The organism is Neobacillus sp. PS3-12, assembly GCF_030915385.1.
Taxonomy (GTDB): Bacteria; Bacillota; Bacilli; order Bacillales; family Cytobacillaceae; genus JAEVLT01.
The window spans coordinates 2,971,538-2,987,021 of sequence record NZ_CP133268.1; the positions used below are offsets into that span (position 1 = coordinate 2,971,538).

11 protein-coding genes, 3 pseudogenes and 1 riboswitch are annotated in these 15,484 nt (G+C 38.1%); of the genes and pseudogenes, 12 read left to right on the forward strand and 2 right to left on the reverse strand.

Annotated elements, in window-relative coordinates; genetic code table 11:
* Nucleotides 1-116: 116 nt before the first annotated feature.
* From aceA to gatB, 7 genes are all read left to right on the forward strand, one after another.
* Complete coding sequence (gene aceA / locus RCG17_RS15190; protein WP_308171005.1) at nt 117-1,397, forward strand: isocitrate lyase; 1,281 nt, start codon at nt 117-119, stop codon at nt 1,395-1,397.
* 341 nt (nt 1,398-1,738) lie between these two features.
* On the forward strand, nt 1,739-1,891 hold the full coding sequence (locus tag RCG17_RS15195; RefSeq protein WP_308171006.1) for a hypothetical protein: 153 nt from the start codon (nt 1,739-1,741) through the stop codon (nt 1,889-1,891).
* A 144-nt stretch (nt 1,892-2,035) separates the two neighbouring features.
* Nucleotides 2,036-2,488 carry a YueI family protein gene (locus RCG17_RS15200; RefSeq protein WP_308171007.1) on the forward strand — a complete coding sequence of 151 codons (453 nt, stop codon included), beginning with the start codon at nt 2,036-2,038 and terminating at the stop codon, nt 2,486-2,488.
* A 69-nt stretch (nt 2,489-2,557) separates the two neighbouring features.
* Nucleotides 2,558-2,667, forward strand: a riboswitch (TPP riboswitch).
* A gap of 75 nt (nt 2,668-2,742) precedes the next feature.
* The gene (thiW, locus tag RCG17_RS15205; protein ID WP_308171008.1) at nt 2,743-3,261 is read left to right on the forward strand and encodes an energy coupling factor transporter S component ThiW; all 519 of its coding nucleotides are present in this window, start codon (nt 2,743-2,745) and stop codon (nt 3,259-3,261) included.
* Between the two features lie 343 nt (nt 3,262-3,604).
* Nucleotides 3,605-3,898: an Asp-tRNA(Asn)/Glu-tRNA(Gln) amidotransferase subunit GatC gene (gene gatC / locus RCG17_RS15210; protein ID WP_308171009.1), complete on the forward strand. Its 294-nt coding sequence runs from the start codon at nt 3,605-3,607 to the stop codon at nt 3,896-3,898.
* 12 nt (nt 3,899-3,910) lie between these two features.
* The gene (gatA, locus tag RCG17_RS15215; protein ID WP_308171010.1) at nt 3,911-5,368 is read left to right on the forward strand and encodes an Asp-tRNA(Asn)/Glu-tRNA(Gln) amidotransferase subunit GatA; all 1,458 of its coding nucleotides are present in this window, start codon (nt 3,911-3,913) and stop codon (nt 5,366-5,368) included.
* Nucleotides 5,369-5,380: 12 nt separating this feature from the next.
* A complete protein-coding gene (gatB, locus tag RCG17_RS15220; RefSeq protein WP_308171011.1) occupies nt 5,381-6,808 on the forward strand; it encodes an Asp-tRNA(Asn)/Glu-tRNA(Gln) amidotransferase subunit GatB in 1,428 nt (475 codons plus the stop codon).
* Nucleotides 6,809-7,252: 444 nt separating this feature from the next.
* Here the strand turns inward: gatB and putP are convergent.
* A pseudogene (putP, locus tag RCG17_RS15225) lies at nt 7,253-8,732 on the reverse strand (sodium/proline symporter PutP).
* A 460-nt stretch (nt 8,733-9,192) separates the two neighbouring features.
* Between putP and RCG17_RS15230 the strand changes: the two are divergent.
* From RCG17_RS15230 to RCG17_RS15240, 3 genes and pseudogenes are all read left to right on the forward strand, one after another.
* Nucleotides 9,193-10,136, forward strand: a pseudogene (locus tag RCG17_RS15230) (diacylglycerol kinase).
* A gap of 190 nt (nt 10,137-10,326) precedes the next feature.
* A complete protein-coding gene (locus RCG17_RS15235; RefSeq protein WP_308171012.1) occupies nt 10,327-10,878 on the forward strand; it encodes a cysteine hydrolase family protein in 552 nt (183 codons plus the stop codon).
* A 47-nt stretch (nt 10,879-10,925) separates the two neighbouring features.
* Entirely contained in the window at nt 10,926-12,389 is a 1,464-nt protein-coding gene (locus RCG17_RS15240; protein WP_308171013.1) for a nicotinate phosphoribosyltransferase, read from the forward strand.
* Nucleotides 12,390-12,603: 214 nt separating this feature from the next.
* On the opposite strand, the gene RCG17_RS15245 is transcribed toward RCG17_RS15240, so the two are convergent.
* Nucleotides 12,604-13,281 carry a helix-turn-helix transcriptional regulator gene (locus tag RCG17_RS15245; RefSeq protein ID WP_308171014.1) on the reverse strand — a complete coding sequence of 226 codons (678 nt, stop codon included), beginning with the start codon at nt 13,279-13,281 and terminating at the stop codon, nt 12,604-12,606.
* 578 nt (nt 13,282-13,859) lie between these two features.
* On the opposite strand from RCG17_RS15245, the gene sdaAB reads away from it, so the two are divergent.
* Both sdaAB and sdaAA read left to right on the forward strand, forming a co-directional pair.
* Nucleotides 13,860-14,558: an L-serine ammonia-lyase, iron-sulfur-dependent subunit beta gene (sdaAB, locus tag RCG17_RS15250; RefSeq protein WP_308171015.1), complete on the forward strand. Its 699-nt coding sequence runs from the start codon at nt 13,860-13,862 to the stop codon at nt 14,556-14,558.
* 25 nt (nt 14,559-14,583) lie between these two features.
* Nucleotides 14,584-15,464 (forward strand): annotated as a pseudogene (gene sdaAA / locus RCG17_RS15255) (L-serine ammonia-lyase, iron-sulfur-dependent, subunit alpha).
* The last annotated feature ends 20 nt before the right edge of the window (nt 15,465-15,484 follow it).

Consider the following 15,484-nt stretch of genomic DNA (forward strand, 5'->3'; position numbering starts at 1 on the left):
ACAATGTGGGATGAGATTCTTTAGAAATATTTTTTAATTAGATTTTCCTGTTATCAAAGTTTAAATGCGCTAAAAAACAATATTAATAGACTTTTATTTTTAAGGAGGAATTTATAATGGCAGATCAAAGAGCAAAACAATTACAAGAATCATGGGAACTCGATAATCGGTGGAAAGGAATCCAAAGACCATATACAGCTGAAGATGTTATCAGACTTCGCGGATCCATTGACATCGAACATACGCTAGCAAGAAAAGGATCAGAAAAGCTTTGGAAATTATTGAACGAAGAAAGTTATATTAATGCCCTTGGTGCTCTTACTGGAAATCAAGCTGTCCAACAAGTAAAAGCAGGACTAAAAGCCATCTATCTTAGCGGCTGGCAGGTTGCCGCAGATGCAAACCTCTCAGGACATATGTATCCTGACCAAAGCTTGTACCCAGCAAACAGTGTTCCAAGTGTTGTAAAAAGAATTAACCAAGCATTGCAGCGTGCTGACCAAATTACACATGGCGAGGGAGACCACTCCATTGATTGGTTTGCGCCAATTGTGGCCGATGCCGAGGCAGGCTTTGGTGGACAGCTAAACTGCTTTGAGTTAATGAAAGGAATGATTGAAGCCGGTGCTTCAGGCGTCCATTTTGAAGACCAGCTTTCTTCAGAGAAAAAATGCGGCCATCTTGGCGGTAAAGTTCTGCTCCCTACGCAAACAGCTATTCGGAATCTGATTGCAGCCCGCCTTGCTGCAGACGTAATGGGTGTTCCGACTGTACTTGTTGCTCGTACCGATGCGAATGCCGCTGATTTAATTACAAGTGATGTTGACCCAACTGATGCTCCATTTATTACTGGTGAGCGGACATCAGAAGGATTCTTTAGAACGAAGGCCGGGATTGACCAAGCAATCGCTCGTGGCTTAGCATATGCTCCATATGCCGATCTAATCTGGTGTGAAACGTCAGAACCAAACATTGAGGAAGCAAGAAGGTTTGCTGAAGCAATCCATGAAAAATTCCCTGGTAAACTATTAGCTTATAACTGTTCGCCATCATTCAACTGGGAAGCAAAACTTGATAAGAATACTATTGCAAACTTCCAAGAAGAGCTTGGAAAAATGGGTTACAAGTTCCAATTCGTTACACTTGCTGGTTTCCATGCTCTGAACCACAGCATGTTTGAGCTTGCACGAGGCTACAAGGACCGTGGAATGGCAGCATATTCTGAATTACAGCAAGCAGAGTTTGCAAGTGAAAAACATGGATATACAGCAACAAGACATCAACGGGAAGTTGGAACAGGGTACTTTGATCAGGTTTCCATGGTCATCACTGGGGGAACTTCATCTACAACAGCATTAAAAGGGTCTACAGAAGAAGCTCAATTCACTTCAAAATGATAAAAGATCTAGTCCTTCCCGGCATTAAGGGAAGGGCTTTTAGCTTTGTGAACCAAGTCCATTAAGATGTGAAATGTAAGGGGAACTAATTTTTGTATAAATCACAGAATCTTAATATTTGCGTAACATAATTTTTAATCTATTGAATCATGTTGTTAACAAAAAACTGCTAATCTATAAATAGGTTGGATAGCATGCGTGGCTATCATTGTATTTGGCGAAGGCGGGGCCAATACACTTTATCAATATAATAAAAACTATTTTTCTAACTTTTATGTATAAAAGATTCATAATTTGGGAAGAAAGTAGATAACGAAATCTTACCAAAGGAGGAAATCAAAATGAGAATGGAAATGTCAGGATTTATTCAAAAAGATCAATTTGACTTAAACTCCTATTTAACGTATTTATTTAACAAATTACAGGACCCTAAAGTGGAAAATAAGAAAATATTTAGACCACATGGAGGAAAAGGACAGAGTGAATGTAAATAATAAGGTATAAGCGGCTTTTTATTCTTTGATGGGTAAAGGGCCGCTTATTTTATTTTTACAGATTAATGGAAAGGAACGTTTTTTTTAGGGAAACATATGTATTAAAGGAGAATAAGATGTTATTCATGATTGGAGTTGGTCTATTTGAATAAGCCGTCTGTTGATGATGTGCTAAAAGAAGGAATGTATGGGCCAAAGAAAATCAAGCCTGAGGAAAAGCGCCAATTTTTAGGTACCTACAGGGAAAGAGTAATCATTGCACTGAAGGTAGGCCAAGTAGTGGAACAAAAGGTATACCCGCAGGTGGAGCAAACTATGAAAGAGCACCCAACCTCGCATCTATTTTTAAATGGCAATATCAGTTATGAGCAATTATCCAAATATGTAAAACTGGCAAATAAGTACAAAATTGAAAATACAATTGTGACCAACAAAGAGCATGAGACGGAAATTGGTCTTGTGCTGGCAATGGCTTATGCAATCGATAAAGAAGACATATATGTAGAGAATCCAGAGGAACAGTCAAATCAAACCTCGAATGTAAAAAAGAAAAAGTCTTCATTTTTTGCTAAGTTATTTAGACGCAACAAAGTGTGAAAATACTCCTTAAAGTTAAAATTTCCCCATACTTTTAATTTTTGATATATAATGAAAAGGAAAAATAAAGGATAGCACTAGGGGAGCCTGGGAATGGCAGGCTGAGAAAAAGACCCAAATCTTTGACCCTATTACCTGATCTGGATTATGCCAGCGTAGGGAAGTGTATGCACATACGTACATGCGGATTCCTATTGAGTTGGAGTCCTTTTTCTGTTCCCCTGGTGCTTTCTACAAGATAAGGGGAAATCACGATGAAAAAGACACAAAAACTAACATTAACGGCCATGCTAATTGCCATTGGTACGCTAACGAGCAATGTTTTATTTATTCCGCTTGGTCTAACGAAACTTTTTCCAATGCAGAGTTTTATTAATGTTCTAACGGCTGTCATGCTTGGACCGTACTATGCTTTAGCAGAAGCTTTCTGTATTTCAGTATTAAGAAATATCCTTGGAACGGGTTCAATTTTTGCTTTTCCTGGAAGTATCATTGGAGCCTTGTTGGCAGCAGTATTATTCAAAAAAACAAACAAATTATTTATGGCTTTCTTTGGAGAAGTAGTTGGTACAGGAATTATCGGAGCGATCGCCTGCTATCCAATTTCTACATTGTTACTTGGAAAACAAGCAACCTTATTTGGTTTTATTCCGCTGTTTATTTTTAGTGCTCTTGGCGGAGCCTTAATTGGCCTTCTTGTTTTGGCTGTCTTCATGAAAAACAGTGCTGTTGCAAGGATGATCAACCAAACTGGGCATGTAGGGAAACATTAATATTACCTGATCTGTAAGATGTAGAATCCAGGTTCGGGGATGTAGAATCGTTATGAAAAGATGTAGAATCCCAAACTGAAATGTAGAATCATTCTGTAAAGATGTAGAATTCGAATGTAAATATGTAGAAACGACATGAAAAGATGTAGAATCAATCCCAAGCTAAGATCTACTCAAACTCAACTATCGGCGAAGAAATTTTGCCGATAGTTTTTTATTTTTCAGAAAAAAATCTAATGTAAACGTTTTCTAACTGTTAATGATCGCTTTCGATCGTTGCGAGGTGACTAAATTATTTGGTATGATCAAATAATGAGGATTGAACCGATAGGAGGTAAAGAAAATGTCGCAAATCTCAATAGATCAGGTTAAACATGTAGCCAATTTAGCAAGATTGGCCATAACTGAAGAAGAAGCAGAAAAATTCACAAAACAGCTTGATGCCATTATTACATTTGCTGAGCAGCTGAATGAATTGGATACTGAAAATGTAGAACCAACCTCACATGTATTGGACATTAAAAATGTCTTACGTGAAGATGTTCCACAAAAGGGGCTGCCACAAGAGGAAGTACTCAAAAATGCACCTGAAGAAAAGGATGGCCAATTCAAAGTACCATCTATTCTGGGGGATTAAGGAGGAGAAACAGTGAGTGTATTTGATCATAAAGTTGCTGAGCTTCATCAACTTTTACATAAAAAAGAACTAAGTGTATCCGACCTCGTAGCTGAATCGTATAAGCGTATTGGCGAAGTGGACGGTAAAGTTCAAGCATTTTTAACATTAGATGAAGAACAGGCAAGGGAATCGGCGAAAAAGTTTGATGATCGTTTGTCTACTGACGACCAAAAAGGCCTGTTGTTTGGAATGCCAATCGGCGTTAAAGATAATATTGTTACAAATGGTTTACGGACAACCTGCGCAAGTAAAATTTTAGAAAACTTTAATCCGATTTATGATGCAACTGTTGTTCAGAAACTGCAAAAAGCAGAAACGATTACAATCGGAAAATTAAACATGGACGAGTTTGCAATGGGCTCATCCAATGAAAATTCAGCTTACCAAAAAACGAAGAACCCTTGGAATCTTGAAACCGTACCTGGCGGCTCATCAGGTGGCTCAGCCGCAGCAGTAGCAGCAGGGGAAGTATTATTTGCTCTTGGTTCAGACACGGGTGGATCCATTCGCCAGCCAGCCGCTTTTTGTGGAGTTGTAGGCATGAAACCAACATATGGCCGTGTATCCCGCTTTGGGCTTGTAGCGTTTGCTTCATCACTAGACCAAATTGGACCAGTTACTAGAACGGTTGAGGATAATGCTTATCTCCTTCAGGCTATTTCCGGTGTTGACCCAATGGATTCTACCTCTGCAAATATTGATGTTCCTAATTTTGTAGAGTCACTGACAGGCGATATAAAGGGTCTTAAAATTGCGGTGCCGAAAGAATATCTTGGCGAAGGTGTCAGTGAAACCGTGCGTCAATCTGTACTGGATGCCCTTAAGGTGTTAGAAAAACAGGGAGCCGTTTGGGAAGAAGTGTCATTACCACATTCTAAGTATGCACTGGCAACCTATTATCTCTTGTCTTCATCAGAGGCTTCGGCTAACCTTTCCCGTTTTGATGGAGTTCGCTATGGATACAGAACGCCAAATGCTGAGAATTTAATGGATTTATATAAAAATACCAGAGCAGAGGGCTTTGGTGATGAAGTGAAACGTCGGATTATGTTAGGCACATTTGCACTTAGCTCTGGCTATTATGATGCTTACTATAAAAAAGCACAAAAAGCCCGTACCCTTATTAAAAAGGATTTTGAGGACGTTTTTGAAAAATATGATGTGATTGTAGGACCAACAACGCCTACTCCAGCTTTTAAAATTGGTGAGAAAATTGCTGATCCTTTAACGATGTATGTAAATGATATCTTAACGATTCCTGTAAACCTTGCAGGGGTTCCAGGAATCTCTATTCCGTGCGGATTCGATGGGGGTCTTCCATTAGGTTTGCAAATTATTAGCAAGCATTTTGACGAAGCAACCGTTTATCGCACAGCGCACGCATTTGAACAAGCAACAGAATATCATAAGCAAAAGCCACAACTGTAGGGGGTGAAAGAAATGGAATTTGAAACAGTGATCGGACTTGAGGTCCACGTAGAATTAAAAACAGAATCAAAAATCTTTTCGTCCAGTCCAAACCGCTTTGGAGCTGAGCCGAATACCAATACACACGTCATTGATTTAGGCTATCCTGGGGTACTGCCAGTCTTAAATAAAAAGGTAGTTGACTTTGGCATGAAAGCAGCAATGGCATTGAATTGCCAGATTGCAACCGATACGAAGTTTGACCGTAAAAACTATTTTTACCCGGATAATCCTAAAGCCTATCAGATTTCCCAGTTTGATAAACCAATTGGAGAACATGGCTGGATCGATATTGAAGTTAACGGTTATAAGAAAAGGATTGGTATTACAAGAATTCATCTTGAAGAGGACGCTGGAAAACTGAACCATGGCCGCGGCTACTCGCTGGTGGATTTAAACCGTCAGGGAACGCCGCTGATCGAGATTGTATCTGAACCAGATATTCGGACACCAGACGAAGCTTATGCTTATCTTGAAAAATTAAAATCAATTGTCCAATATACGGGTGTTTCAGATTGTAAAATGGAGGAAGGCTCACTGCGTTGTGATGCGAATATTTCCATTCGCCCTGTTGGACAAGAAGAATTTGGAACGAAAACAGAGTTAAAGAACTTGAACTCTTTTAACTTTGTCCGCAAAGGGCTGGAATACGAAGAATGGCGGCAAAGAGAAGTAGTAAAGTCAGGCGGAACGATTGATCAAGAAACACGCCGTTTTGACGAATCATCGAATACAACAATTTTGATGCGTGTCAAAGAAGGATCTGATGATTATCGCTACTTCCCAGAACCAGACCTTCCTGATTTGTATATTGATGAGGAATGGAAGGCAAGAATTCGCGCCGAAATTCCTGAGCTTCCAGATTCCCGCAGGAAACGTTATGTAGAAGAACTTGGTCTTCCCGTTTATGATGCCGAGGTTTTAACGGTAACAAAAGAGATGGCTGACTTCTTTGAAGCAACGATTAAGGGCGGTGCAGATCCAAAATTAGCGTCCAACTGGATCATGGGCGATGTTTCAGGATATTTAAATGCAGAACAAAAAGAATTGGCTGATGTTCCGTTAACACCAGAAGGTCTTGCAGGTATGATTAAGCTAATTGAAAATGGGACTATCTCCTCGAAGATAGCAAAAACTGTATTTAAAGAACTGATTGAAAATGGCGGAGATGCGGAACAGATTGTAAAAGAAAAAGGACTAGTGCAGATTTCTGATGAGGGCGCATTGCTTAAAATCGTAACCGAAGTACTTGATGCTAATCCGAATATCATTGAAGATTATAAGAATGGCAAAAAGAAAGCAGCAGGTTTCTTTGTAGGTCAAATCATGAAAGCCACAAAAGGACAGGCTAACCCGCAAATGGTAAATAAGCTTATTGAAGAAGAAATACAGAAGAGGTAATGTATTGAAGCTGGCAGAGAACACTCTGTCAGCTTTTTTCGACTTTCTTTTTATATTTCCTGGGGAAACTTTCTTTATATAACAACGATTTATAGATTTTTAATCAAACGTTTGTTTAAAAATCGGCTAGAAAAACTTGTAGATGAATGTAAAAGTTTTATATGGAAGAAAACAAAAATATAGACAACTTTTTTATATCATTTTTCTAAAAAAGCCTTAACAATAAAGTATTTTATGAATTTAATCAAACGATTGATTGAAATAATATCTGTCGTAATGAGTCAGGGGTTAAAATAGCAGCAGGGATGAAGCGCTAAATAGAAGAATATAAATAATAGGACGGGATGTAGCTCAGTTGGGTAGAGCACTTGGAAGGGGCGGAAGGGTCAATTCCAGTTATCCAAACTAAAAAAGGTCCCTTCGTTATTAGAAGGGACCATTCTATTAGCCATGCTTTAACAATTTGACGCTTTCCTGAAAATCTTCTTCAATCTCGTTGTTTTTCCGATATGTCATGTAACTGACTACTACAGAAACTACTAAGTTAAAGACAAATCCAGGCACTATTTCATAGAGAGTATCACCAAGACCAACATTTTTCCAAACAATAACAGTAACAGCACCAACAATCATTCCGAACAAGGCTCCCCAGTTGGTCATCTTCTTCCAAAATAAGCTTAAGAGAATAGTTGGGCCAAAGGAAGCACCAAAACCTGCCTATGCATAGGCTACAAGGTTTAGAATCGTATTGTTTTGCTTAAAAGCAAGTGCTGCTGCTACAATGGAAACGATTAGAACAGCCATTCTTCCAAGGAAAACTAGTTCCTTGTCCTTTGCATCTTTACGGACAACCATTTTGTACAAGTCCTCAACTAGAGCACTTGATGTTACTATTAATTGCGAAGAAACGGTGCTCATAATGGCTGCTAAAATTGCTGCTAATACGAAGCCTGCAAACAGTGGGTGGAATAGAATTTGTCCAAGTTGAATAAACACCGCTTCGGGGTTTTTCAATGAGTACTGGTGATTCTGATGGAAAAAGGCTAAACCAATAAGAGCAGTAAAGATTGTACCAAGTAAAGAGAAGATCATCCAGCTCATACCAATTCTACGTGCATTCTTAATTTCTTTGACAGTCGTAATTGCCATAAACCGTACAATGATATGAGGCTGGCCAAAGTAACCAAGACCCCATGCCATAGCCGAGATAATTCCTAATAAAGATGTTCCCTTAAATAAGTCTAAAATGGTTGGATTAATCGAGTGAATGGTCTCAAATGTTTTAACTGGTCCACCGGTATGGAAAATTCCAATTGCCGGTACGAGCAATAGTGCGATGACCATCATCAAACCTTGGATAAAGTCTGTGTAACTAACGGCAAGAAAGCCGCCAAAAAGAGTATAGGCAATACAGACGCCGCCTACAATATAAAGACCAGTATGATAGCTTGTATGGAATGAGCTTTGAAAGAATACAGCACCTGAAACCAATCCTGCAGAAACATAAAAAGTAAAGAACGCTAAAATAACAATTCCTGAAACAATCCGAAGCATTTTCGTATTGTCTTTAAAGCGGTTTTCTAAGTAGCTTGGAATCGTAATAGAATCATTTGCTACTTGTGTGTAGGTACGTAATCGGGGGGCCACTAATAACCAGTTAAGATAGCAACCGATTGTTAATCCAATGGCAATCCATGCGTCCGCCAATCCGGTGACATACACACCTCCAGGCAATCCCATCAAGAGCCAGCCGCTCATATCGGCTGCGCCTGCACTTAAGGCGGTAACTGCTGGACCTAACGATCGTCCTCCCAGCATGTAATCAGTAAGATTGCTCGTTTTCCGGTAGGCATACCAGCCAATTAAAAGCATACCGGCTGAAGTAAATTCCAATGGAAACAAGCTGTAGAGTTTCCTTTGACATTCATTACCCTCCATTAAAATTATTTTTTTATTCTTGAATTAGAATTCATATTTATAAAATTCTAAATGTAAAAAGTAAAACATCGCCACTATATTGCCCAGGACCACAAACGAGTTTACTTTATCATAAAATATTATTTTTACTAATATTTTATATTGAATAAAAATTCTATTAACTTTATTTATAATACAATTTTTCATGCTTAGTCAATATGATTACTTTATTAATATAGAAAAATATTTTACCATTCTTTCAAGTGGCTTCATAAATTAGCTGCCGCTGCTATCGGTATGATGTATTAACTTTTTGAGAAATATTTCCGAGTTTTTTTGCAAAAAAGGAAAAATGAGTTATGATAATAGTCGGACGTTTCCAAGGGAGATTGGTACGTTTTATTCTATTTTTATACAAATGCAGACCTTTCATAAAATGAGCGAATTTTAGTAATAGGATGATGACGATGAAAAGAGCAAGACTTATATATAATCCTACATCTGGGAGGGAGATTCTTAAGCGTAATCTGCCGGATATTCTTCAAAAGCTGGAAGTAGCAGGATATGAGGCTTCCTGTCATGCAACAACAGGTGCTGGAGATGCTACAAATGCAGCAAAGATTGCGGTTGAACGTGAGTACGATGTGGTAATTGCTGCAGGCGGAGATGGAACCATCCATGAGGTAGTAAACGGAATTGCCGAGCAGAAGTTTCGTCCGAAGCTAGGGATTATTCCTGGGGGACAACCAATGATTTTGCCCGTGCATTGCAGATACCGCGTGATATCGGGGCTGCGGTTGAGATCATTACAAAAGGGGATACCATTCCTGTTGATATTGGCAGGATTAATGATAAGTATTTTATCAACATTGCTGGCGGAGGAAGGATTACTGAGCTTACCTATGAGGTGCCCAGCAAATTAAAAACAATGCTTGGCCAGCTTGCTTACTATTTAAAAGGAATGGAAATGCTACCTTCTATTAAAGCTACCGATTTAAGAATCGAATATGATGGCAAGCTTTTTGAGGGAGAAGCTATGCTCTTCCTTGTCGGTTTGACCAACTCAATTGGCGGATTTGAAAAATTGGCTCCTGATTCTTCTATAAATGATGGATTGTTTTCGTTGTTAATTTTGAAGAAAATTAATCTTGCTGATTTTATTCGAATTGCAACATTAGCTTTAAGAGGTGAACATGTAAATGATCCAAATGTGATCTACACTCAGGCAAATCATATAAAAGTGGATTCAACTGAAAAGGTTGCTCAATTAAATTTGGATGGTGAATTCGGCGGGTTGCTTCCTGCCGAGTTTGAAAACCTTTATCGTCATTTAGAGGTGTTTGTTCCGATCGAAGATATACGACCCCTTGATAAACCAACCGATTGGATATCTGGAACAAGATACAGTTAAAACAAGTTCGTTTCCAACAGGGACGAACTTTTTCTTTATTTAATAAACTGTTAAACTTGCGATAAAGCCGACGGATTTTGCTTAACTGGCGCTTTTTACCTAATAGGTATTTCTGCAATTTTGCAAATAGTGTTATAATGACATAAGAAAAGACAGGATTCCAGACACTATTCAAGGGGGCTGAGGGGGAATGGCAGGCAAAGCGTTAATCAACATCGATTATACATATGATTTTGTAGCGGATGATGGGGCATTAACATGTGGGGAACCTGGACAAAAAATCGAAAATAAAATTGTTGAACGAACAGAAGCCTTCATTCGGAATGGAGATATTGTTGTGTTTGCAATAGATTTGCATGATCAAGATGATTCCTATCATCCTGAAACTCAATTATTTCCACCACATAATATTAGAGGAACAAAGGGCAGAGAGTTATTTGGGGAATTAAAAAACGTTTATGAAAAAAATAAAGAGCTTGAGAATGTTATTTATATGGATAAAACACGTTACTCAGCCTTTGCGGGTACAGATCTAGAGCTGAAATTAAGGGAGCGCAGAATAACGGAAGTGCATCTTGTTGGAGTTTGTACGGATATTTGTGTCCTCCACACAGCAGTTGATGCGTATAACAGGGGATTTAAGATTGTTGTTTATAAAGATGCGGTTGCTTCCTTTAACCAAATGGGTCATGAATGGGCGCTGGGGCACTTTGAGCAGGCAATGGGGATAATAGTTAAATAAACAATAGATGGTTTGCTGTATAACACTCACACATGTCGGAGGTCAATATGAAACATATTTATCAGGATGATAGTTTAACTCTTCACACAGATCTTTATCAAATTAATATGACAGAGACATATTGGAGAGATGGGATACATAATAAACGGGCGGTCTTTGAATTGTTTTTCCGAAAGCTCCCATTTGGAAACGGATATGCGGTTTTTGCAGGTTTAGAGAAGGTAATCCAATTCATTCAAGATTTTCGTTTTACTGATGAAGACATAAAGTATTTGAAAAACGAAGTGGGTTACAAAGATGACTTTTTGGCTTTTCTTAAAGATCTGCGTTTCACGGGAACCATTCGATCCATGAGAGAGGGAGAATTGGTTTATGGAAATGAGCCGATCATGAGAATTGATGCCCCTCTTGGTGAAGCTCAACTGATTGAAACAGCTCTGCTTAACATTGTGAATTATCAAACATTAATTGCCACTAAAGCATCACGAATCAAGCAGGTAGTGGGCAATGAGGTAGCAATGGAATTTGGTTCAAGACGTGCCCAGGAAATGGATGCAGCAATCTGGGGGACAAGGGCAACCTACCTTGCAGGTTTTGACGCAACAAGTAATGTACGGGCAGGTAAATTATTTGGAATTCCAGTTGCAGGCACCCATGCACACTCGATGGTCCAGGCCTATAAAGATGAATACATTGCGTTCCATAAGTACGCAGCAACACATAAGGACTGTGTATTTTTAGTGGATACATACGATACACTCCGACTCGGTGTACCAAATGCCATCAAAGTAGCAAATGAACTCGGCGATAAGATCAATTTTATTGGCATCCGCATTGATAGCGGTGACTTGGCCTATTTATCAAAAGAAGCACGCAAAATGCTCGATGAGGCTGGGTACAAGAGTACTAAAATTTTTGCCTCAAGCGATTTAGATGAATATACAATTATTAACCTGAAGGCTCAAGGTGCACAAATTGATAGCTGGGGAGTTGGGACTAAGCTAATAACGGCGTTTGATCAGCCTGCACTTGGAGCAGTATACAAAATTGTCGCCATTGAAGATGAGAATGGAAACATGGAGGACACGATTAAAATTTCATCAAACCCGGAAAAAGTAACAACTCCAGGGTTAAAGAAGGTTTATCGAATTATTAATAACGTGAACCACCATGCAGAAGGAGATTATATTGCAATGGAGGAAGAAAAACTGCCAGAAAAACGGCTAAGAATGTTCCATCCAACGCATACCTATATTAACAAAGTTGTGACCAATTTTTCTGCCCGTGAACTGCACGAAGAAATTTTTGTGAATGGTGAATTAGTTTACGAATTGCCTCCAATCGAGGAATCTCGCGAGTATTTAAAGCAAAACCTTGCATTCCTATGGGATGAATACAAGCGGATTTTGAATCCAGCCGAATACCCGGTTGACCTAAGCAAAAAATGCTGGGATAACAAGCTGAAAAATATTGAAGAAGTGAAAGAAAAAGTCGAAGCGATGCGAAGCTAAGATTAAGGACGCCCTATTTTTGGGGCGTTTTTTTTATTTGATAAAACGTTTGAATAAAAGTGGGGAAAAGCTTGGTAAATGACGGTTTGGGGAAAGAAGGGAGAGGAGAAGCGGCCCAAAACTTAGTTTTTAGGTAGACAGCTGCCACTTGCCATACAGGCACACCCTCTTACAGTGGATATTTTTCATATAATATCTGTGTCTACTTTTTAGTTTAGATAGCATCAGATTTTTCGTTGCGTGATATCATTTGAAGATAACGATAAACACTTGATTCCGACATTCCCATTATCTCAGCAACTTCATTTATTGTACCTTTAATATCAAATACCCCATATTCCTTTAATTTGGAAATAGCAAGTTTCTTTTGTTCAGGTGATAATTGAGCACCAGATTCTAATATATCTTTATCTATTACTGTATAAATGATATCACGAACATTACCGGTAAGTTTTTCAACTGGGTGTTCCTGATCATTGTTATTTTCAATACGCTTTATATCTAAGCTTAGATTAGCCAGCTTTAATACATCCTTTGCGACTTTCCAATAGGTATCTGCATCAAAGTTTATACATAAAAGGCCCTGTAATTGACCTTGACCATCTTTTATAAACAAAGTTGATGAACGAAATTTTTTACCTCTTGGTCCTTCACCAACATAATTTACAACATGATCATTATTTAAATATACTTTCTCATCAATTAGCTTTTTTGCATAGTTAGTTAATGGGCCGCTTAAAGATCTTCCACTTAATTCTCCATTGACTATGTGACCGATTTGAGAACCTCCATTAGGATTTAAAACATGTAAAACAAATTCATAATTAGATCCCAAAATTTCACCGAAATAATTCATTATATTTTTATAGTGTCGAAATAGCTCATTATCCAATTAATTATTCCTCCTTCTACGAAACGCTTTCTTTTTCATGGGGAGCAACGTCAATCTTTAGAGTTTTTAACTAATTAAACGAAGAAAATTATATATAATACTAAAAATTATAACAGACTTTGGCAACATTCCAAGGAGTAATAATAAATTTCTATAAAAATAATTTATTATTATTATTTCGTTGACATCACGTTCTTTTATGTGATACTTTTTACATGTAGTAATAAAAAATAATTATTGCAATAAATTATTCCGAAAATTTGAGAAAGGATTGGGTTAAAAATTTAAAGTTTTATAACAATCCATATAGGGGTTTTCGCAATCACGGGAGTCCTCGGGTGAATCAATTTTAATTGATAATAATGAAAACCCTTACGCGATGAGTGCCATTGATGTTTAGTGATAATTCTAATACGATATCAGTTGCTATTGAACCTCTTAGATAAGTCGATATTATCTAGCTAATCCTGTCCCGATTTTTGGAACATATAATGCAAGAATAATAGCAGAAAAAGCAACTACATATTTCGGATTGGTAATTCCAATAACTGGTATGGCAACTTTGGGAGGAATCTTATATGAATATGAATGTAGTACCTATTAAAGAAAAAAAGGTAGTTAATTACAAAAGCTGTTTTGATGTGATAGGACCGATTATGATAGGTCCCTCCAGTTCACATACTGCAGGTGCCTTAGCTATTGGAACAGTTGCCAATAAATTATTTCAAGGTCTTCCAAAAAAAGTGGTGGTAAAGTATTATGAATCATTTGCTGAAACCCATAAAGGACACGGAACGGATTATGCCATTATTTCTGGGATCATCGGATTTTCTACTGATGACAGTAGAGTGCCTGATGCTATTAAAATAGCAGAATCTAATGGAATTGATATTACCTTTATTGAAGAAGTAGATGATAGTCCTGCAGGTCATCCAAATACAGTAGATGTTTATTTGGAGGATGAAAGTCGAAGTATTAGAACGATGGGTATTTCGGTAGGTGGGGGATTAATTGAAGTCAAACATATTGAAATTGAGGGTTTTAGCTTAAATCTTCAAGGACCATTGCCGATTATTATAGCAATTTCCGAAAGAGATGACCTTGAAATGATCTTACGCAGGATCTTTAAACAATATAATGTGGAAATTAATAATTTTAATAGTTTGGAGAAAAACGGAAAATATTTATATGAATTTGCTTTGGAATCTCAATTACCTAGTGATGTTCAGAAGGAATTAGAGATTTTTAGCAATACAGCTAATATCATTATTCTTTAATTATATTAGGGAGGTGGAAAATTTTATGTACATGACCATAAAAGAAATTATAGATGCGGCTAATAAAAGACAAAAGCCAATCTATGAATTAGCAATCGAGCAGGAAATCAAGCAAACAAAAAGTTCTTATGAAGAAGTTTGGCGTAAAATGGAAAAGAATTTAGCGGTCATGGAAAATTCCGCAAATAAAGGTATTGAGGGCAACGGAGTAGTTTCTCCGACTGGTTAACCGGAGGAGATGCTGTTAAAATAAAAAAATATCGTGAAAGAGGGAACACTCTTTCCGGAGATTTGATGATGTTAGGGGTCCAAAGTGCTGTCGGTGTTAATGAAGTAAATGCTGCGATAGGGGTTATTTGTGCAACCCCAACAGCAGGTGCGAGTGGAACGATCCCGGGAGTACTATTTAGTATTAAAGATTCGCTACAGTTAAGTCATGAAGATATGGTCCATTTTCTATTCACTTCAGCTTTATTTGGAATGATTGTAGCAAATAACGCTTGTATTTCCGGAGCATTCGGCGGCTGTCAAGCTGAAGTAGGCAGTGCTTCAGCAATGGCGGCAGCAGCAGCAGTAGAAGCTGCTGGAGGAACACCACAGCAATCTTCTGAAGCATTCTCAACTGCGCTGCAAAATTTACTCGGTTTAGTTTGTGATCCGGTGGCGGGTTTGGTAGAAGTTCCGTGTGTAAAGAGAAATGCCGTTGGAACAGCAAATGCTTTAGTAGCAGCGGACATTGCATTAGCCGGCGTAGGCAATATCATCAATGCTGATGAAGTCATTGAAGCGATGTTAAAAGTAGGGAGACAGATGCCTCGCGAGTTAAGAGAGACAGGTTTAGGCGGTATAGCAGCGACACCTACAGGAGTTGCTATTAAAAATAAAATTTTTGGTGAAAAAAAATAATAGGTTAACGAGGAGGAATT